The 19,089-nt window shown below is 64.8% G+C and carries 22 protein-coding genes; 5 read left to right on the top strand and 17 right to left on the bottom strand.

Features of this window, described 5'->3' with window-relative positions; all coding sequences use genetic code 11:
* Position 1: 1 nt before the first annotated feature.
* From BLR94_RS02850 to BLR94_RS02835, 4 genes are all read left to right on the top strand, one after another.
* Positions 2 to 1,102 carry a sigma-54 interaction domain-containing protein gene (locus BLR94_RS02850; RefSeq protein WP_084303351.1) on the top strand — a complete coding sequence of 367 codons (1,101 nt, stop codon included), beginning with the start codon at positions 2 to 4 and terminating at the stop codon, positions 1,100 to 1,102.
* A gap of 80 nt (positions 1,103 to 1,182) precedes the next feature.
* Positions 1,183 to 2,313, top strand: coding sequence for an FMNH2-dependent alkanesulfonate monooxygenase (ssuD, locus tag BLR94_RS02845; protein WP_084303352.1), 1,131 nt, complete (start codon positions 1,183 to 1,185; stop codon positions 2,311 to 2,313).
* Positions 2,314 to 2,379: 66 nt separating this feature from the next.
* Positions 2,380 to 2,994 carry a histidine phosphatase family protein gene (locus BLR94_RS02840; RefSeq protein WP_084303353.1) on the top strand — a complete coding sequence of 205 codons (615 nt, stop codon included), beginning with the start codon at positions 2,380 to 2,382 and terminating at the stop codon, positions 2,992 to 2,994.
* A 123-nt stretch (positions 2,995 to 3,117) separates the two neighbouring features.
* Positions 3,118 to 3,492, top strand: coding sequence for a nuclear transport factor 2 family protein (locus BLR94_RS02835; RefSeq protein ID WP_084303354.1), 375 nt, complete (start codon positions 3,118 to 3,120; stop codon positions 3,490 to 3,492).
* Positions 3,493 to 3,642: 150 nt separating this feature from the next.
* Here BLR94_RS02835 and BLR94_RS02830 read toward each other — a convergent pair whose 3' ends face one another.
* From BLR94_RS02830 to BLR94_RS02815, 4 genes are all read right to left on the bottom strand, one after another.
* The gene (locus BLR94_RS02830; RefSeq protein ID WP_244158056.1) at positions 3,643 to 4,110 is read right to left on the bottom strand and encodes a bifunctional diaminohydroxyphosphoribosylaminopyrimidine deaminase/5-amino-6-(5-phosphoribosylamino)uracil reductase RibD; all 468 of its coding nucleotides are present in this window, start codon (positions 4,108 to 4,110) and stop codon (positions 3,643 to 3,645) included.
* A gap of 76 nt (positions 4,111 to 4,186) precedes the next feature.
* Entirely contained in the window at positions 4,187 to 4,906 is a 720-nt protein-coding gene (locus BLR94_RS02825) for an ABC transporter ATP-binding protein (protein ID WP_084303356.1), read from the bottom strand.
* Position 4,907: 1 nt separating this feature from the next.
* Positions 4,908 to 5,741, bottom strand: a complete 834-nt coding sequence (locus BLR94_RS02820) for an ABC transporter permease (protein WP_084303357.1) — start codon at positions 5,739 to 5,741, stop codon at positions 4,908 to 4,910.
* A 73-nt stretch (positions 5,742 to 5,814) separates the two neighbouring features.
* Positions 5,815 to 6,804, bottom strand: a complete 990-nt coding sequence (locus tag BLR94_RS02815) for an aliphatic sulfonate ABC transporter substrate-binding protein (protein WP_420492660.1) — start codon at positions 6,802 to 6,804, stop codon at positions 5,815 to 5,817.
* Between the two features lie 256 nt (positions 6,805 to 7,060).
* Between BLR94_RS02815 and BLR94_RS02810 the strand changes: the two genes are divergently transcribed.
* Positions 7,061 to 7,501, top strand: a complete 441-nt coding sequence (locus BLR94_RS02810) for a hypothetical protein (protein ID WP_084303358.1) — start codon at positions 7,061 to 7,063, stop codon at positions 7,499 to 7,501.
* 24 nt (positions 7,502 to 7,525) lie between these two features.
* On the opposite strand, the gene BLR94_RS02805 is transcribed toward BLR94_RS02810, so the two are convergent.
* The 13 genes from BLR94_RS02805 to BLR94_RS02750 all read right to left on the bottom strand — a co-directional run bounded on the left by BLR94_RS02805 (position 7,526) and on the right by BLR94_RS02750 (position 19,076).
* The gene (locus BLR94_RS02805) at positions 7,526 to 8,023 is read right to left on the bottom strand and encodes an AAA family ATPase (protein ID WP_208601327.1); all 498 of its coding nucleotides are present in this window, start codon (positions 8,021 to 8,023) and stop codon (positions 7,526 to 7,528) included.
* The gene (locus tag BLR94_RS02800) at positions 8,020 to 8,262 is read right to left on the bottom strand and encodes a hypothetical protein (protein ID WP_084303359.1); all 243 of its coding nucleotides are present in this window, start codon (positions 8,260 to 8,262) and stop codon (positions 8,020 to 8,022) included. Before BLR94_RS02800 ends, BLR94_RS02805 begins: the two co-directional genes overlap by 4 nt.
* Before the next feature lie 155 nt (positions 8,263 to 8,417).
* Complete coding sequence (locus BLR94_RS27480; RefSeq protein ID WP_167359703.1) at positions 8,418 to 8,573, bottom strand: hypothetical protein; 156 nt, start codon at positions 8,571 to 8,573, stop codon at positions 8,418 to 8,420.
* A gap of 25 nt (positions 8,574 to 8,598) precedes the next feature.
* Positions 8,599 to 9,144: a GNAT family N-acetyltransferase gene (locus tag BLR94_RS02795; protein ID WP_084303360.1), complete on the bottom strand. Its 546-nt coding sequence runs from the start codon at positions 9,142 to 9,144 to the stop codon at positions 8,599 to 8,601.
* Positions 9,145 to 9,404: 260 nt separating this feature from the next.
* Positions 9,405 to 11,027, bottom strand: coding sequence for a gamma-glutamyltransferase family protein (locus tag BLR94_RS02790; protein ID WP_208601326.1), 1,623 nt, complete (start codon positions 11,025 to 11,027; stop codon positions 9,405 to 9,407).
* 11 nt (positions 11,028 to 11,038) lie between these two features.
* Positions 11,039 to 11,815 carry an ABC transporter permease gene (locus BLR94_RS02785; RefSeq protein WP_042553692.1) on the bottom strand — a complete coding sequence of 259 codons (777 nt, stop codon included), beginning with the start codon at positions 11,813 to 11,815 and terminating at the stop codon, positions 11,039 to 11,041.
* Positions 11,808 to 12,833, bottom strand: coding sequence for an ABC transporter ATP-binding protein (locus BLR94_RS02780; RefSeq protein ID WP_084303362.1), 1,026 nt, complete (start codon positions 12,831 to 12,833; stop codon positions 11,808 to 11,810). The genes BLR94_RS02785 and BLR94_RS02780 overlap by 8 nt, the downstream gene beginning before the upstream one ends.
* Positions 12,830 to 14,137, bottom strand: coding sequence for an acyl-CoA thioesterase/bile acid-CoA:amino acid N-acyltransferase family protein (locus BLR94_RS02775; protein WP_084303363.1), 1,308 nt, complete (start codon positions 14,135 to 14,137; stop codon positions 12,830 to 12,832). The genes BLR94_RS02780 and BLR94_RS02775 overlap by 4 nt, the downstream gene beginning before the upstream one ends.
* Positions 14,134 to 15,198 (bottom strand): ABC transporter substrate-binding protein, encoded by a 1,065-nt coding sequence (locus tag BLR94_RS02770; protein WP_084303364.1) that lies wholly within the window; start codon positions 15,196 to 15,198, stop codon positions 14,134 to 14,136. Before BLR94_RS02770 ends, BLR94_RS02775 begins: the two co-directional genes overlap by 4 nt.
* 28 nt (positions 15,199 to 15,226) lie before the next feature.
* On the bottom strand, positions 15,227 to 16,762 hold the full coding sequence (locus BLR94_RS02765) for a class I adenylate-forming enzyme family protein (protein WP_084303365.1): 1,536 nt from the start codon (positions 16,760 to 16,762) through the stop codon (positions 15,227 to 15,229).
* Positions 16,759 to 17,547, bottom strand: coding sequence for a VOC family protein (locus BLR94_RS02760; RefSeq protein WP_084303366.1), 789 nt, complete (start codon positions 17,545 to 17,547; stop codon positions 16,759 to 16,761). The genes BLR94_RS02765 and BLR94_RS02760 overlap by 4 nt, the downstream gene beginning before the upstream one ends.
* Positions 17,548 to 17,551: 4 nt before the next feature.
* Positions 17,552 to 17,974, bottom strand: a complete 423-nt coding sequence (locus tag BLR94_RS02755) for a PaaI family thioesterase (protein ID WP_084303367.1) — start codon at positions 17,972 to 17,974, stop codon at positions 17,552 to 17,554.
* Positions 17,975 to 18,059: 85 nt separating this feature from the next.
* A complete protein-coding gene (locus BLR94_RS02750) occupies positions 18,060 to 19,076 on the bottom strand; it encodes a zinc-binding dehydrogenase (protein ID WP_084303368.1) in 1,017 nt (338 codons plus the stop codon).
* Between the last annotated feature and the right edge of the window lie 13 nt (positions 19,077 to 19,089).

The following is a 19,089-nucleotide window of genomic DNA, read 5'->3' as shown; positions in this document are numbered from 1 at the left end:
CATGCAGCTGCTGACGCTTCCTCCCTCCCCCGCACTGGCTACCTCGATTCGGGCAACCGCTCAGGTTTTCGAAGACCCAAAATCGCAGGCGCTGCTCGCCCACTTGCAACAGGTCGCACCCAGCGAGGCAAGCGTCCTGATAATCGGCGAAACCGGTACCGGGAAGGAACTGGTCGCGCGGCACATCCACAACCTCAGCGGCCGGCGCAACGGGCCGTTCATGGCGGTCAACTGCGGCGCCTTCTCCGAGTCGCTGGTCGAGGCCGAATTGTTCGGCCACGAAAAGGGCGCCTTCACGGGCGCCCTGGCCGCCAAGGCCGGCTGGTTCGAAGAGGCCAACGGCGGCACCCTGTTCCTCGACGAGATCGGTGACTTGCCGATGCCTATCCAGGTGAAGCTGCTGCGCGTTCTGCAGGAGCGCGAGGTGGTGCGCCTGGGCTCACGTAAAAGCATCCCGATCAACGTGAGGGTGCTGGCAGCCACCAACGTGCAGTTGGAAAAGGCCATCAACGCCGGGCATTTTCGCGAGGATCTGTACTACCGCCTGAATGTCGTCAGCCTGCAACTGCATCCGTTGCGCGAGCGCCCTGGCGACATCCTGCCGCTGACCCGGCACTTCATCACGGCCTACAGCAAGCGTCTCGGCTATGGCGAGGTGCGTCTGACCCACGAGGCTCAAGCCAAGCTGGTCAATTACAGCTGGCCCGGCAACATCCGTGAGCTGGAGAACGTCATCCATCACACGCTGCTGATCTGCCGCGCCGGGGTGATCGAGCAGGACGATCTGCGCCTGTCGAACATGCGCATCGAGCGCCAGGATAGCGCGCCCCCCGTCGACGAGTCCGCCGAAGCCCTGTTGCAGCGTGCGTTCCAACGCCTGTTCGAGGAACAGAGTGGCGCCCTTCACGAGAAAGTCGAAGACAGCCTGCTACGGGCCGCCTACCGCTTCAGCCATTACAACCAGGTGCACACCGCCAGCCTGCTGGGGCTGACGCGCAACGTCACCCGGGCCAGGCTGATCGCGATTGGCGAGCTGGTCGTCAACAAACGAAAACCTGCGCAAAGTTCGCAGGGCAACCGGGTCATCAACCTGTCGATATGACAACCGATACCCATGCCGAGCATGCGATAGACGAAGGCGTGAACCGCCTTCCCTCACCCATCGCGTAAAGGACGCACTCCATGAGCCTGGACATATTCTGGTTTCTTCCCACCTCCGGCGACACCCGCTACCTGGGCCACTCCGGGAGCGGGCGCCCCGCCACCAACGCCTACATGCGGCAGATCGCCGTGGCCGCCGACCAGCTCGGCTACGATGGCCTGCTGATTCCAACCGGCGCCAGCTGCCTCGATCCCTGGGTCACGGCGGCGAGTCTGGTGCCGGTCACCCAGCGCATCAAGCTGCTGGTGGCGCTGCGCACCTCGCTGGGCAATCCCACCGCCTCGGCCCGCCAGGCGGCCAGCCTCGACCAGGCCAGCGGCGGCCGGCTGCTGCTCAACGTGGTACCAGGCGGCGACGCTACCGAGCTGGAAGCGGACGGTGTATTTCTCGATCATGATCAGCGCTATGCGGCATCCGACGAGTTTCTCGGCATCTGGCGCCAGCTCCTGCAAGGCGAGACTGTCAACTTCGATGGCGAACACCTCAAGGTGCGCGGTGCGCAGAACTTCTTCCCGCCGGTACAGACGCCCTACCCACCCCTGTACTTCGGCGGTTCGTCCCCGGCGGCCCACGACCTGGCAGCCAAGCATGTCGACGCCTACCTGACCTGGGGCGAGCCGCCCGCGGCAGTCGCCGAGAAGATCGCCGACGTGCGTGCCCGGGCAGCCGCCTATGGCCGCACGGTGCGCTTCGGGGTACGTCTGCACGTGATCGTACGGGAGACCGACGCTGCCGCCTGGGCGGCCGCCGAGGAGCTGATCAGCCATCTGGACGACGACAGCATCGCCGCCGCCCAGACCAATTACGCCAAGATGGATTCCGAAGGTCAGCGGCGCATGGCGGCCCTGCACGGCGGCCAGCGCGACAAGTTGGAGGTGGCGCCCAACCTGTGGGCCGGCGTCGGCCTGGTACGCGGCGGTGCAGGTACGGCACTGGTCGGCGATCCGCAAACGGTAGCTGCACGTCTTCAGGAATATGCCGACCTGGGCGTCGACAGCTTCGTGCTCTCCGGCTACCCGCACCTGGAAGAAGCCTACCGCTTTGCCGAACTGGTGTTCCCGCTGCTGCCAGGCAAGAGCAAGGTCACCGTCGATGGCGCCTTCACCGGGGGGGCATTCGATATCCGCGCCGCCAAGGGCAAAGTAGCCTGAGCATTGCAGGCAGACGCCTAGCGCGCCTGCCTGCTCCCCCGCTCGCCAGAAAACATCGACAGCCCCATGAAACTGCTCGTCCTGCGTCACGGCGAAACCGCCTTCAATAGCGAACAGCACTACCTCGGTGCGCTTGACCCCGCGCTGACCGAACGGGGTATCGAACAGGCACAGCAGTTGGCCAGAATCCTGCCTGCCGACATCCAGCACATACTGTGCTCGCCATTGCTGCGTGCACGTCAAACGGCGGACATCATCGCTCAGGCCGGCAATACCAACGCCAAGGTAGTCAGCGCATTTCGCGAGCGCGATGTCGGCGTCTTCGAAGGTTTGACCCAGGCGCAAGCACAGCGGCGTCATCCGGATCTGTGGGCCCGCAACATCACCCGGCGCTGGAGTGACGCCCCAACGGGCGGGGAAACCATCGAGACGGTGGCCCTGCGCATACGCGATGGCCTGCTCCAGCTGCAACAGCAGTACGGCGACACCCCTGTCGCACTGGTTGCCCACGGTTTCGTCGCCAAGGTCATTCGTGCGCTGAGCCAGCAGAACTTCGCCGACCTGTTCACCTGGCAACTGGCCAATGCACAAGGCTTCATGGCGACAAGCAGCGCTGCAGATCTGCAGCGTTTGCAACGACGCTCACTGCGTCAGCTTTGGGAAAGCGGACAACATGGCTAGGAGGTTCCCTGCCTGTCAGAGTCCGCTTCGTTCGCTTGGTAGCGCCGGAGTAACCTCACCAGGGTGGGTGGCACTCGAGTCATCGTGCGTCCCTGATTGAAGAAATAGAACGAGGCGTGCTGCATGTCGCTGACATCCGAAGAAATCGCAACGCTGACCACGCTCGAGGAAGCCATGTGGAGGGGCACGTCGCGTTACGACCTGGCGTTTCAAGAACGGCATTTCTCCGCCGACTTTTTCGAGTTCGGCCGCTCCGGCAACCGTTACTCGCGCAGTCAGTCACTGCTGTCCGAATCTGCGGGGCAAGATATCCAGGCGCAACTGCCGCTGGACGATCTGCGTATCCGTCGCCTGGACACGCAGACGGTTCAGCTGACCTACAACAGCCACGTAGAGCGCGAGGGGGTCGTCCAGCACGCCAGGCGGAGTTCGATCTGGAGCCGGCAGGACGGCACCTGGGTCATGCGTTTCCATCAGGGCACGCCTTATGACGTATGAGAACGCCGAGATTGCCAGCAAGCCTGGCTTCCGATCGCTTGTCTTGGTACCACTGCCAGAAGCCACATGAACATGCCATCGGCCCTTCGCCCCATCGCGCTCTGCCTGTTCAGCCAAGATCGGCGCATTCTGGTCAACGGGGCACAGGCGTCAATGACCCGAGCAGGCAGTCTTGCCGATGAGGTACTCGGCAAGATCCCTGTCCGCTTCCTCGGCCAACACGCCAACGACAACGTCGATGCCTGCATGACGCAGAATCTTCACACCTGCCCCTGAGTTTCTCGGATCGGGGTCGAGCATGCCGACGAACACTTGCCTGATACCGCTTGCTACCAGGGCTTGGGCGCAGGATGGTGTTCGCCCATGAAAGGAGCACGGCTCGAGTGTCACGTAGGCCGTAACGCCGGTGTGATCGCGCGGTAATCGCTCCAGGGCCTGTTGACGTTTCGACACGAGCCGCATGGCCGCCAGCGCCATGGCTTCGGCATGGTGAAAGCCTGGAGGTTGGGTGAAGCCCCGGCCGATCACTTCCCCCTCCTTCACCAACACGCACCCCACAGGCGGGTTGGGCAAACAGCCAGGTAGCGCCAGACGTCCCTGGGCAAGGGCAAGGCGCATGAAATGTTCGTTTGCGGGTGGCTGCATGCCGGCATTCATATCGCGACGGGCCTATCTGCCTGCATCGGACAACGCCCTAAATGGCATGAGCCAGGTGCAGCTCCGTCAGCGCCTCGGCTTTGAGCCGTGACAGTTCGCCATCGCGGCGGTCACGGGGGCGTGGCAGGTTGACGATCAACTCCTGCCGAATGCCGCTGGGGCGACTGCCCATCACCAGCACACGGTCACTGAGATACAGCGCCTCGTCCACGTCGTGGGTCACCACCAACAGGGCAATGCCATGGTGCTCCGCCAGTTCGAGGAGCAGATCCTGCAGTTTCATGCGGGTGAAGGCATCCACTGCACTGAAGGGTTCGTCGAGCAGCAATACCCGTGGCCGCGAATAGAGCCCGCGAGCCAGGGCGACGCGCTGCGCCATGCCGCCGGAGAGCTCCTTGGGCAGCGCGCTGGCGAAACCCTCCAGGCCCACTTCGGCGATCAGTTGTGCCACGCGCTCACGGTCGTAGTCGCGATCGTCGGCAAAGCCGATGTTCTGCTCCACCGTGAGCCAGGGCATCAACCGCGGCTCCTGAAACACGAAAGAGACGTCGCCGCCCTGCTCAGCGAGCTGCACGCGGCCACTGAACTCACGCTCCAGGCCCGCGACGATGCGCAACAAGGTGCTCTTGCCGCAGCCACTGGGGCCCAGCAGGCTGACGATCTCCCGCTCACGCAGGGATAAAGCGACGTTCTGCAGCACGGTCACGCCAGCGAAGCTCTTGCGCTCCACACGGATATCCAGCAATGACGCAGCCATCTCACACCTCCTTGCCAGTGAATGCGTCACGCCAACCCAGCAAACGCTGCTCCAGCCTCGCCAGCAGGCCATCGCTGAGCTTGCCGAGCAAGGCCAGGACGATGATCGAGGCCAGGACGATATCCGGCCGCGAGGTTTCCCTGCCATCGGTGAGCAGGTAACCGAGCCCCTTGGTGGCGGCGATCAGTTCGGCAGCGACCAGAAACATCCAGGCCAGGCTGAGCCCGCTGCGAATACCGGTCATCAGCCCGGGCAGCGCCGCTGGCAGGAGAATGCGCCAGGCCAGGCGACGCGAGCTGAAGCCGTACATCTGGCCGACCTCGACCAGCTTGCGGTCGATGTTGCGGATGGCCGCGACGCCGTTGACGTACACCGGAAAGAAGGCGCCGATGGCGATAAGAACGACTTTGGAGGTCTCGTCGATGCCCAGCCAGAGCAACAGCAGCGGCACCCAGGCCAGGCTGGGAATCGCCCGCAGCCCGGCGAAGGTGGGCTCCAGATAGGCTTCGGCCTCACGACTCAGGCCCACCCAGGCGGCCACCAGCAGGGCCAGCCCGGCGCCGATGGCGAAACCGGCGAATACCCGCGCCAGGCTGGCGCCGATATGCCCCCACAGCGGCCCCTCGGCCAGCTCATGCAGGGTCAGCAGGATCTCGCTGGGCGCCGGCATCTGATAGGACGGAACCCAGCCGATGCGCACCACGATCTCCAGAAACACGATCAGCAGCAGCGGGATGACCAATCCCTTGGCGCGCCGACGCCAGGCACTGGCATCGAACCCCGATTTCCATGGGAAACCGCGCAAAGCCGGCAGCGGCTTGCTCTTGATTGTCATGACAGACTCCGATTGTTGAAGCGACATGGACAGCGCTGTCGCGGCGAATGGCGGCAAGCGCTGCACTCACGCCTTATTTGCCGGCGACGGCCTGCTTGCCGAAGGACGGCTCGATCAGCGCATCCACCACCGCGTTCACGTCGGTGCCACGACGCACCAGTTGCTCTTCCAGCAGGATGGGTGCGGCAGCCTTGAGCGCCGCGACATGCTCAGGGCCGGGCTGGGCGTTGCTGAAGTCGGTGCGCTGCAGTTGCAGCTTGGCCACTTCCAGCGGCAGCTTGGCTTCTTCGGAGAGAATCTTGGCGAGTTCCTCGGGGTTGCCCCGAGCCCACTCGCGCGCCTTTTCGTAGGCGGCCAGCACTTTTTCGATGGCCTGCGGATGTTCCTTGGCGAATGTCTCGGTAACGCTCACCACCCCATAGCTGTTGAAGTCGAGATTGCGGTAGAGGATGCGCGAGCCAGCCTGCAGCTGGCTGGCGGCGAGCAGCGGGTCAAGGCCGGCCCAGGCGTCGACGTCCCCCTTTTCCAGGGCGGTACGGCCATCCGGATGCTGCAGGTGCACCAGTTCCACATCGTTCTTGTCGAGGCCTACGGTGGCCAGGCTACGCAGGGTGAAGAGGAACGGGTCGGTGCCTTTGGTGGCGGCGATCTTCTTGCCCTTGAGATCCTCCAGGGTCTTGATCGGCGAATCCTTGGCCACCACCAGGGCGGTCCACTCCGGGCGGCTGGCGACGTATACGGTCTTGATCGGACTGCCATTGGCACGGCTCAGCACTGCGGCCAGCCCGGCGGTGGAAGCGAAATCCACACCGCCGCTGTTCAGGTACTCGAGGGAGCGGTTGCTGCCCTGGCTGAACACCCAACTCACCTTGGTAGCGGGGCCTACGCTCTCCTCCAACCAGCCAAAGCGCTTGAGCACCAGGCTGGTCGGTGAATAGTAGGCATAGTCGAGCTTCAGCTCCTTGGGCAGCTCGGCCGCCTGCAGCGCAGCGGACAAGGTGAAGGCGGTGGTGGCTAACGCCAGCCGCCGCATGAACGAATGGACGAGACGAGGTTTGTACATGGACGGGCTCCCAGCAGGACAGGAGCGGAACCGTCGCCCTGAGCAGCGGTTCCGCGGTTGTCTGCAGCGTTGCAGCAGTCATGCCAGCGCCCGGGGCCCGACTTCCCTGGCATTGCGTGCATTCACCTGCCACGCCACGGGCAAAGTGTTAATCCACTGTTGCCAGGCGAACAGTCAGGCCATTCAGTGATGACCAGCTTGGCATCCATGAACATGCTGGACTAGAGTCAGACGACATCACCAAGGAACCAACGGAATGGCAAGCAAGAGTGATTTGATACGCGCGCTGAAGATCTACAGGGAAAGGACGGACGATGCCATCGCCGAGCGATACAGGCAGATTGGCCTGATCAAGGCGCAATTGGCAGAGCTGTTGAGGATGGTGAACGTCGATATCGCCAACGTGGGAGGCCTGGATCTGATCCGAACCGAGGATCAGCATACCTTCGACGGCACGATAGTCGAACTCGAATCCCTGAAGATCGTCCTGGCAGGCAATACCGTTGATATCAAGCCGGACATCGTCGATTCGTCCCTGCAGGTGATCATCAGCAACCTGTCTCCCGAGCATCCATCCCTGACCGTGCGAAAAGAGCACGGGCAATGGATCGTTTTTTCGTCGGCCGATACCTTCCTGTCACAGTTCAGCAATGACTTTCTCTTGAACCACCTCGTTGACCTGGTGAATCGTTCCTAGTACGGCGCACAACGAAAGCGCAGGTCATTCGGTTGCACTGTTCGATGCACTGCCGTGCAGGATGACGGTATCGATCCCCTCTTCAAGCGAAGGCACCTCCAGCATTGCAAACACGCTCCGCAGCGCATGCTCCGGCACGACCTTGTCCGCGGCCCTCGCGGCGTTGCGTGATAGCGCCTGCTCGAGGCTTGCCTGAACGAACACCGCCACCACCGGCACTTCATACGCTCGGGCCAGGGCCAGCAGGCGTTCGCGATGACGACGTGCCGGCAGAGCGGCATCGAAAATCACCGCATGCTCGTCCAGGCCAGCGGCGTGGCGCGAAATCCAGCTAGACTTGCCCGCGCCCTGCACGCCCATGACCAGATAGAGCCTGCTCGCCTGCGCCAGCAGCGCTTCCACTGCGCGGTAGGCGTGCTCCCATGCCTGCTGACTGCGCTCTGCGCTGAAAACCCGCCCGGCTGGCGTTTCCAGGTAATCGTCAGGATTGACGATGCGTGCTGCCAGCAGCGGCTTGTTCAACTCAACCGGCCGGCAACAATGTGCGTCGGCTCCTTGTAGCCGGGTATCGATGCGTGCCAAGGCGTGACCACTGAGTCGACGAAAGTTTCGTCATCGGCAGTGATGGGCACCTCCAAGGTCGCCTCTATGGTGCGCGGTGACACGCAGACATCGGTCTGCCCACCGCACATCATGCTGCCCAAGGTTAGCGGTGAAACCTGCAGGCCTGAACGGCCCAGGCGACGATACTCAAGACTCATCCGGTTCTCCTATCGGTCTCAGACCCACTCAATACAGCCTCGCGGACACGCTCGATCACTGCCTCGAACGACCTGTGGAAGCCTACGGCTGGCAACTCGAGCGGCTGCCAGAAACATTCGAAACATAAGCCCACAGGGCACAAGGATGATACATATCACCGCACAACCTGCAGGAGCAGGATGGCCAGGTACCAGGACTTGTAATGCCTGACGAAGAACAGCACGAATTGCAGCGGGGTATCCGGCAAGCTGCGGATCCTCCAGCCGTGCAGGTCGCTCGGGGGACGCGGGATCGATCTGAAAATGCTCATGGCGTACGAATCCCTGCAGGTAGGGCTACGCCGCAGTGGCAAGGTGCAGATTGAAGCGGGTCAACGGCAGGGGTTCGCCGTTCTCCTCGAAGGTGCGTTGGCTGGCGGTATCGGCGACGAAGCCGGCACTGCGGTAGAAGCCGGCAGCACGCTGGTTGCCGTCCAGCACCCAGGCGGTAACGGCGCGGTAGCCGGCGTCCTGCATTGCCTGCCGTGCCGCCTGCCAGAGTCGCGAGCCGATGCCCTGCCCCCAGGCCTCCGGCAGCAGGTAGATGGCCATCAGCTCGCCGGTCGCAGGCGCGACGCCCTCATCACGGCTGGCACCAAACGAGCACCAGCCCAGTACGCGTCCCTGGGCTTCGGCGACTCGAATCACCGGTTTCCCTGCGGCTATGGCTTTGTCGAACCAGGCCACACGCCGCTCCAGGCTGTCGCTCAGCGCGGCAAGATAAGCAGCCGACAGCAGGTCGCGATAGGTCACCTGCCAGCTGCGGATGTGAAGCGCTGCAATCGCCCGCGCATCGCCTGCCTGCGGTGGGCGAATCAGCACACTGGCTGCACTCGAGTTCATTTTTCACAGGCCTCCCGCCCATTCTTCACGCTCATCGCTCAATTGCCGGCCTGAGCACGGAGCACAGCCCGTGCCAGCACCATACCTAACCTGGGACAATCAATTTGCTGAACCGATGTGGCCCCAGGTACAACGTCATGCCCATAGGGATGCAGATACTGTCTTGCCCATTACCTCGCAAGCGCTAATTCGGCATCAAAGGCAGCCCCGATATCATTGAGCAGGATGCGCGCGGGCAAAGGTGGGCCGCTGTCCCAGTCTCAGAAGCCCACCGCCTGGCCATCCCGACGGCTGTCGCTGGCGGCCACATAGCCGTGGTTCGGGTCATCCGAGAGCCGCCAGATGAACTGCCCGGAGCCGAAGTCCATGTAGGGGTCCTCCACGGACTTCAGCGTGTTGCCAAGGGTGTGTAGACCGCGCACGGCGTCGGCGTTCATGCTCGCTTCCAGGTCCACCGAGAAGTCGCGGTTGACCTTCCAGCGCGGCGCATCGCAGGCAGCCTGGGGTTGCTGGCCATAGTCGAGCATGCGCACCAGGGTCTGTACGTGGCCTTGGGGCTGCATGTCGCCGCCCATCACCCCGAAGCTCATCTGCGCCACGCCGTCGCGGGTCAGGAACGCCGGAATGATGGTGTGGAACGGTCGCTTGCCGGGGGCCACCAGGTTCGCCGAGGCCGGGTCGCTGGAGAAACCGGCACCGCGGTTCTGCAGGCTGACGCCATAGCCCGGCACCACCACGCCCGAGCCGAAGCCCATGTAGTTGGACTGGATGAAGGAGACCATCATGCCGTTTTCGTCGGCGACGCTGAGGTAGACGGTGCCGCCCGACCTGGGCAGGCCGAAGCCGGGGTGGCTGGCCTTGCCCGGATCGATGGCCTTGGCGCGTTGCGCGAGGTACGCCGGGTCGAGCATCTGCTCGGGCGTGACCTCCATGCTGCGCGGGTCGGCCACGTAGCGATAGACGTCGGCGAAGGCCAGCTTCATGGCTTCGATCTGCAGGTGCTGCGAAGCAGCGGAGTCGACCGCCAGGGCCGCCAGGTCGAAATGCTCGAGGATGCCCAGGGCGATGAGGGCCGCGATGCCCTGCCCGTTGGGCGGTATCTCGTGCACGTCGTAGCCGCGATAACGCTGAGCAATGGGCGTCACCCATTCCGGTCGGTAGTCGGCCAGGTCTGCTGCGCTCAGGTTGCCACCGGTGGCGCGGGCGTGGGCGACGATGGCCTCGCCGATCTCCCCCTCGTAGAACGCCCGTGCGCCCTGCTCGCCCAGTAGCCGCAAGGTGCGTGCAGCATCGGCGAAGACGAATTTCTCGCCGGTTCGCGGTGCCCGGCCGCCGGGCATGAAGGCCTCGGCGAAGCCAGGCTGACCACGCAGATCGGGAACCGCCGCCGCCCATTTGTGGGCAACGATGGGGGCGATGCTGATGCCCCGCTCGGCCACCTCGGCAGCCGGCGCCAGCACCTCGGCGAACGACCGCTTGCCGAAGCGCTCGTGCAGCGCGGCCCAACCGGCCACCGCACCAGGTACCGTTATCGAATCCCAGCCACGCACCGGGCGCTTCGCGTGGCCCTTGCCATCCTCACCGTGGCGCTGGCGGAAATACTCGGGTGTCCAGGCGGCGGGTGCCGTGCCCGAGGCGTTCAGACCCTGCAGCGACTGGCCGTCCCAGACCAGGGCGAAGGCGTCGCTACCCAGGCCGCAGGATACCGGCTCGACCACGGTGAGCATCGCCGCTGCGGCGATTGCCGCGTCCACCGCGTTGCCGCCGGCCAGCAGCAGGCGCAGGCCTGCCTGGGCCGCGAGAGGGTGCGAAGTCGACACCACGTTGCGAGCGAACAACGGAATGCGGATCGACGGATAAGGGTTGTGCCAGTCAAAGGACATCGGGTTCTCCATCAGTGTTTACGGGACCGGACAGCGCCCGGCTCCCAGAAGATCACACGGCGTTGCAGCCAGCGCACGGTCTGCGCACCGCACAGACCGATCAGCGCCAGCAGGATGACACCGGCGAACATGGTCGACAGGCTCATGCTCACCGAGCTGGACGCGATCAGATAACCCAGGCCACGCTGGGCGGAAAGGAACTCGCCGACTACCGCACCGATCAGCGCCAGCGACACGCCGATCTGCAAGCCGGCGAACACCTCGCCCGCCGCGGCAGGAAACTTCACGTGGATCAGCAGGTAGAGCCGCGACGCGGAAAACGAACGGCAGGCGTCGAGCAATTCGGGGTCGGTACGCCGAATGCCGTTCACCGTATTGACGAACAGCGGGAAGAAGCAGACCAGCGCCACTAGCACGATCTTCGAGGCCATGCCGAAGCCGAACCAGACCAGAATGATCGGCCCCAGTGCGACCTTGGGCGTTGCCTGCAGGCCGATCAGCAAGGGATACACGAAGCGCTCGAAGGTTTCCGACTCGGCCAGCAAGGCGCCCAGGACGATCGCCAGCAGGCAGCCGATCACGTAACCGCTGAGGGTTTCACCCAGGGTGACGCCGATGTGCGGCCACAGGCTGCCATCGGCAAAACCGCCCGCCAGCGCCTGATAGACCGTCAGCGGCGCAGGCAGCAGATAGTCGGGAATCTCGAGCAGGCGCACGGACAGATCCCAGATCAGGATCAGCACCGCCAGGCTGGTCAGTGGATAGAGCACGGGAAGCAATCTACGCATGGGTGAAGTGCCTTCGCAGGTGTTGGCAGAGCGCGATGAACGCCGGGTCGGCCAGGGTTTCCAGGGTGCGCGGGCGCGGCAGCGTGATCGCCACCTCGTCGATGATGCGCCCGGGGCGCGGCGACATGACCAGCACCCGGTCCGCGAGAAACACCGCCTCCTGAATGCTGTGGGTGATGAACAGCACCGATTTTCGCTGCTGGCTCCAGATGTGTTGCAGCTCCAGGGTCAGTGCCTCCCGTGACAGGGCATCGAGGGCGGCGAACGGCTCGTCCATCAGCAGCAGTTGCGGATCGTGCAACAGCATGCGAGCGATCCCGACACGCTGCTGCATGCCCCCGGAGAGTTCGAACGGGTAGTCGTTGGCGAACGGGCCGAGGCCGACCAGCTCGAGCAGCGCCGTCGCCCGCTGGCGAGCCTCGTCTATGGGCAGGCCCAGGGTCTGTTGACGTTTCAGCGCGAGCCGCGTTGCCGCGAGAAATCTCGCCAGGCTAGGCGGAGGGCGCAGGTAATGGTTGTTCCCTTGCCAAGTCCTCCAACAACGCATGGCGAGATTTCCCGCGCAACCCGCAGGGCCGGGCCCGTTTTGCCGCGATGCGGCGTTTCTCGCCGGCTCATTTAGCCCGCTAAACTTCTCGGCTCGTGCCTTGCCTCGCGGCAAAACGGGCTCCGGCGCGGTCGTGCGTGAAACGTCAACAGACCCTAGGGTGCGTGCCGGCAGCAGCACGTTGTTCAGCACGGTTTTCCAGGGCAGCAGATTGGGCTTCTGGAATACCACGCCGGTATGCCGGCCAGGGCCTTCTATCGCCTGCCCGGCGACCACCACCCGCCCTTGGCTGGCGTCGAGCAAGCCTGCCGCCAGTTTGAGGACGGTGGACTTGCCACAGCCGGAGGGCCCGAGCACCGCGACGAACTCCCCGTCGGCGATGCTCATGCTCACGTCGGCCAGGGCCTGAATCTCTCCGCGACGGGTCTGGTAGGTCAGCCCCACCGCCTGCAGGGTCAGGGCCGCGCTCATGGCTGCATCTCCCGTGCAGGCAGCGCATCGGCCAGGAACTTCAGCACGGCCTGCCAGCTCTCGCGGTTGGCACGGGCATTGGCTGCCGGGGTGCCGCCACCACTGATCAGCACACCGGCGACCGGATGAACCTTGGCGATCTGCGTGGTGGGCACGCAGGGAAAGCCGATGGCGTGACCTGCCCCTTCATTGCGCGCATGGGTGACCGGCCAGGCATGCCCTGCCGCCTGCAGTTCGGCCTGAATACGCTCGCTGTAAGCGCTGGACGGCCAGAAACCATCGTCGCTCCCCGAGATGAGCAGGATCGGCCCTTCGATGCGCTCAACGGCGATGCGTGCCGCCGCGACGCTGGCTGCATGGGATTCCACTGCCACGAAGGCCGGCGCCTGGCGAATCGCCGCCCCGGGTTCGGGGGGCTGGTCGAAGGCACGCCAGTCGGCCGCGGGGTTGTCCCTCCAGACATTACGCAGCGGCTGGCCACGCCATGTCCATGCGTCAGCATCGCGTGGCTGTTCCGGGCGCCCTGCCCGCAAGGTGCCGTGGATCACCGCGCTCGGCACGTAGCCGATCACCGCGGATACCAACTCGGGAAAGGTCGCCCCCAGCAGCAATGCCAGCTCACCGCCACGCGACAGCCCGGCGACGGCGATGAAGCCATGCCGCGGCTGCAGCTCGCGCCGCGCCCAGAGCAGTGCCTGCTCGAAGTACTCCAGCGGCGTGTCGGAAATATGCTCGGGCCGCCCCGGCGCCTTGAAGAAGGCCAAAGCCAGTGCCGCATAGCCATGGGCGGCATACAGCGCCGCACGTTGCTCGGGCGTGCCGCCACCGGAGCCATTGAGCACGACCACCAGGGGATGGGGGCCATCGCCGGCTGGGCTGAACAGGGTTGCGGAAAGTCCCTCATCGCGGATTTCACGGCGGCTCACCCCGGGGACGAGAAAGCGCTGGGTGAGCGTGGCCGAGGCGCTGCCGCCCGCTGCATCGCCTATCTGCAAGCGAATCGACAAGGGGTCCAGCCCCTCGCTGGCTTGCGGCCTGTGGGGCGGGCTCAGCTGGCGCAACGCCCACACCGGCGCCAGCGCCTCCAGCTCGCGCCAGTCGCCAGCAAGGGGCACTTGGGCATCGATATCCAGCACGCCGTCGGCAGCGAGTTCGAAGCTGGCCTCGCTCTGCCACAGACTGCCATCGGGATGTTCCAGGGTCGCCGTCAGATGCGCCACACCCGCGCTCAACCCCAACACCCGAACGCGCCGAGGCTGGTCGATCAGCCCATCGGCAATGTCGATTTCGAACGCGGGGGTCATTTCGCCGCCTCCGCACGCTTGCGCAGCGCGTCACGGTCGAAATCGTTGAAGGCGGGTACGAACTCGTTGGAGAACACCTGCTCCACCGGCACCTCGGCACTGGGGAACTCGCCCGCCTCGGCCATGGCCTTCACCGCAGCGCGAATCGCCTGCAGGTCATAGTGCCCCGGTACACGCGGGCTGCCATCCGGGAAATACAGGGTGCGCTGCAAGCGGCGAGCGAGCAGCGTCTTGGCGTCTTCGAGGCCCTTGCCCTGGGCATCGGCAGGCTTGCTTTCAGGGTGCTGGCGCCAGAATGCCTGGACGCAGAACGCCGGGTTCACCTCGCACACGAACTGTGCCTCGGTATAGGCGCGGCCGAAGCGGCGGATCAGATCGGGGTTGTCGTTGAAGGTGTCCTGGTGAGCAATGAAGCCGTTGCCGGGGTTGTTCTGAAACACCTCGGGGTACTGGATGCGCCGGATCGGCGTACCGGAAAGCTCCAGCATGTCACCCCAGCTGTTGTTGAAGTTGAGCGCATCCACCTGGCCGCTGCGCAGCGCCTGAAAACCCGCGCCGAGCGCGCCGACGGCGACGAATTCGACGTTCTTGCCGGGTTCCAGGCCGGCGACGCGCAGGGCGGCGCGGCTGTTCGGCAAGGTGCCCCAGGTCAAGGCACCGACCCCGATTTTCTTGCCCGCGAGATCCTCCAGCGTCTTGATCGGCGAATCGGCGAGTACCTGGTATTCCAGGGTCTGGCTGGGAACGCCATTGTAGAAATAGCGCAGCGGCAGCGGGTTCTTGTTGAAGTGGCTGGAGAGCACCGGTTCGGCGACCGGGAAGCCGAAGGTCACCCGTTTGCTGGCGACCTGCGGCAACAAGGCGCCAGCCCCCTGGAAGACCACGGTCTCGACGCTCAACCCCTGTTCCTTGAACAGCCCCAGTTCCCGGGCTGCGGCATATGGCGCGCCGTCATGAACGGCGGCGGGAATGGCCAGGGCGACGGTGATCTCGTCGAGGGCATGGGCGTGGCTGGCAAATGCCAGCGTCAGGGGCAGCAATGAGCGAATGGCGAAGCGCATGGAGGCAGATCCTGGGTTGTGTTGAAAGTCAGATGGGTTGGCGCTCCAACGCTCCGGTGGTCCGGCCACTGTCCTGGAGGTTTTGCCGAGCCTTGTCGAGCAAGGCCTTGCGGTCGATCTTGTGGGTGGAAGCAAGCGGCAAGGTGTCGACGAACCACACCCGGCGCGGGTGCTGATAGGCCGGCGCGTGCTCCAGGGAAAAGGCCTTGATCTCGGCCTCGCTGGCCTGGCTGCCTTGGCGCCGCACGACGAAAGCCATGGGTTTGAACCCTTTGATCTCGTCCTCGACCGGCACCACGCAGGCCTGCTGCACCCCGGGGTGACGTTCGAGCAGCTTTTCCACCTCACCGGGATAGATGTTCTCGCCACCGCTGACGAACATGTCGTCGCGGCGGCCAACGAAGGTATGGAAACCCTCGGCATCGCGGCGGAACACGTCGCCCGTCACGTAGAAGCCGTCGGCCGTGAAGGGTGCGGCCAGGTCAGGCCGGTTGTGGTAGCCGGACATCAGCCCGGGGCTCTCCAACTCGAGCACGCCCTCATCCGCCAGCAGCCCTGCCTCATCGCGCAGGCGCAGTTGCACGTCCGGGTGAGCATGCCCCACCGATAGCACCGGGCTGGCCAGCCCCTGGGGGTGGGCGCCGAAGACCACCGGACCACCTTCGGTGGTGCCGTAGGCATTGATGATCCGCGCATTCGGCAGCAGCCGGTGGATCTGTTCGAGCAGGCTCGCACTCACCGGCGCCGAGCCCATGCGCACCACCCGCACGGATGACAGGTCGGCGCGCTCCAGCAGCGCCTGCTCGCGCAGCATCATGGCGATCATCGGCGGCACGGCGGTCAGCCAGGTACAGCGGTAACGCTGGATCGCCTCGATATAGGTGACGGCACTGAACTGCGGCAGCAGTATCGCGGTGGCACCACTGGCCAGGACGAGCAGCGCCAGCGCCAGCGCATTCATGTGGTACAGCGGCGCCGCGATCAGCGCACGCTCGTCAGCCAGCGGGGTGGCCTGCAATCGGGTGCGCACGATCCACAGGTGAGCGCGGTGGCTGAGCACCACGCCCTTGGGCTTGCCAGTGGAACCCGAGGTGTAGAGCATCATCGCCGGCTCGTCACCGAGCGGCTGGAAGGCTTGCAAAGGCCCTGGCCGGGCGAAAGCCGCCAGCTCATCCGCCTCCAGCGATACGCGCGGCATGTCGGGGGCTGCATCTCGATGCGGCGCGTCGCAGAACAGCAGGCGCGCGCCACTGTCGGCGATCACATAGTCGACCAGCGCCCTGGGGAATCGGTGATTGACCGGCACGGCGACCAGCCCGGCGCGCATGATGCCGAGCACGGCCGCGATGCAGGCCACCGAGTTGAAGGTCAGCAAGGCAATGCGCTCCCCCTGGACGAAGCCCCGGGCCAGCAGCGCACGGGCAATGCCATTGGCCAGCTCGTCCAGTTCACGGTAGGTGCAGCGCGACTCGTTCAACTGGCTGTCGAGGCCGATGAACGCCAGTCGCTCGCCCGGACTGTCGGGGCCGATCACACTGCCCAGATTGGCGATCTGCGCATTCATACCAGGCACTCCAGCACGGTGGCGAAGCCCGGGATGACGATGGTGACCCGATCGGCCTCCTGCCGATGGGGCAAGCCGAGACCCGTGGCGCGGCGTGCCAGGTCTAGCGGGTCGCCACCACGCAGGCCGATGGAAACGAAGCGCTCGGCCCGCTCGTGCTCGCCCTCCGCGACCAGCACACCCCTGGTACGCCACTCCGCCTTATCGATGACCTCGACGCTGAATCGTCCGTCGAAACGCCCCAGGCGCTCGAACGCCTGGCGTGTCTGCTCGGGTTGCTCGCTGACTACCGTCAGCCGCTCGATGCGCTGAATGCCATTGGCGTGGCCCAGCCACTCGGGCCGCCAGACCAGTTCCGGTGTCTGGTGATGGCAGAAGTAGACCCGGCCGGCGGCGAACTGCCCAGGCACCAGCCGGACGGTACCGAAGCGAGCTTCAAGAGAGGCCCCATCGACCTCCACCGGTCTGGAGAAATGCTGTACCGGCTGGACCAGAAAGCCGGCCTGCACCAGCGCTGCATGGGTGGCGCGGGGGTCGTCACTGGCCAGTACCAGGCCGTCGATACCAGGTGGGCTGTCGAGGATTTCCTGGCGCAGACGCTCGCCTCCGGCCGGTAGCCCGATCAGCTCCAGGTAGCCCTCGTCGAACATGATCAGGTTGTTGATCGAGCCGAGTGAGTGATGGCCACGGGGCGTGAGCGTGAAGCCCAGGCCCGCGAAGACGCCTGCCGCCGCATCGAGATCGAAGCGCGCGTTGATGACCAGGTGGTCCAGTGCCGCACTCATGGGATCACACCTTCGGGGCAGGCGTGGAATAGACGCCGCGGCCGCTGGCGACCAGATGGCCTTCGCCATCGAAGACCTGTGCTTCGGCCACCGAGAACTGCTTGCCGAACTTGATGACGGTGCCCGTGGCGCGCAGATCGCACTTGGCTGGCCGGTGGTAGTCGACACGCAGGTCGATGGTCGGCACGCCTTTGCCGGTTCTGGACACCAGCGCCCAGTCCGCGGTCAGGTCGACCAGCGCCGCGAGTATGCCGCCGTGGGTATAGCCACCCTCGACATTCACCACCCATTCTTCGCGCCATTTTGCGCTGAGCTCGATGCTGCCCTCGCCCACCGCCAGAACCTGCAGGCCCAGCCATTGGTGATAAGGGCCCTTGAGCAGTCTGGCCTGGATATCGGCAACGCTCGGAAGTGTCGTTTCGGTCATGAGATCAATCCTGTTGAGTTGTTTCGGAGGCGCTGCAATCGCCCGCAAAACGGACGATTGCACGGTACGGGTCGCTGCAAGCCGGTCAGGGCGTGACGACCACCTTGCCCAGCACTTCGCGATCACGGATCAGCGCCAGGCCTTCGGCGGCCTGTTCGAGGGGCAGTACGCGGTCGATGATCGGGTCGATCCGGCCTTCGGCGATCAGGTCGAGGAGCCCGACCAGGTTGTCTTCGTAGAAGCTGTTCGAGCCTTTGATGTTGAGTTCGAAGCTCCAGACGTAGCGCAGGTCTTCCTTGGGGTCGTGGCCGGCGGTAGCGCCGCACACCAGCAGCGTGCCGCCGCGCTTGATGCACTTGAGCGATGGCAGCCAGGTGTCGCCACCAGTGAAGTTGATCACCACGTCCACGCCGCCTTCGTAGTTGCGGCGCTGCGGCTTGCCGTACTGGCCGATGGCCCACTTGGAGAAGTCGGTATCGCGGTAGTTGATGACGTGGTCGGCACCCAGGGCCTTGAGGCGCTCGCCCTTCTCGTCGCTGCCCGCACAGGCGATCACCTCGGCGCCCAGCAGTTTGGCGAGAATCACGCAGGCGGTTCCCACGCCACCGCTGGCACCGAGGATCAGCACGCGGTCCCTGGCCTTCACGGTGTTATGGGTAATCAGCATGCGGTGGGCGGTGCCATAGGCCACCGGCAAGGCCGCCGCCTGCTCGAAACTCACGGCATCGGGCAGACGGATCAGCTGTCGTGCATCGACCAGGGCATACTCGGCCATGCCGCCGTCGACCATCTCGCCCATCAGACCGACGTCGGGCTTGAGCGGGTTGATCAGCACGCGGTCACCGACCTTCCAGCCCTCGACACCTTCACCCAGCTCGCTGATGGTGCCGGCCAGATCCAGGCCGATGATCACCGGCAGCGGCACCTTGATGCCGGGCATGCCCTTCACCGTGAATACATCGTGGTAATTGAAGGACGATGCGCCAACGCGAATTACCACGTGTCCGCTGCCCACTGCCGGTATCGGCTTGTCGGTGACGACGCGCAACTGGTCGAGGTCGCCGTGTTCGTCGAGTACCAGGGCTTTCATGGTCTTGCTCACAGTCGCTGTCTCC

The sequence above is a fragment of the Phytopseudomonas flavescens genome, from assembly GCF_900100535.1.
In the GTDB taxonomy this organism is placed as follows: domain Bacteria; phylum Pseudomonadota; class Gammaproteobacteria; order Pseudomonadales; family Pseudomonadaceae; genus Aquipseudomonas; species Aquipseudomonas flavescens.
Note: the sequence above shows the minus strand (reverse complement) of the source record. Positions and strands in the feature narration are given on the sequence as shown.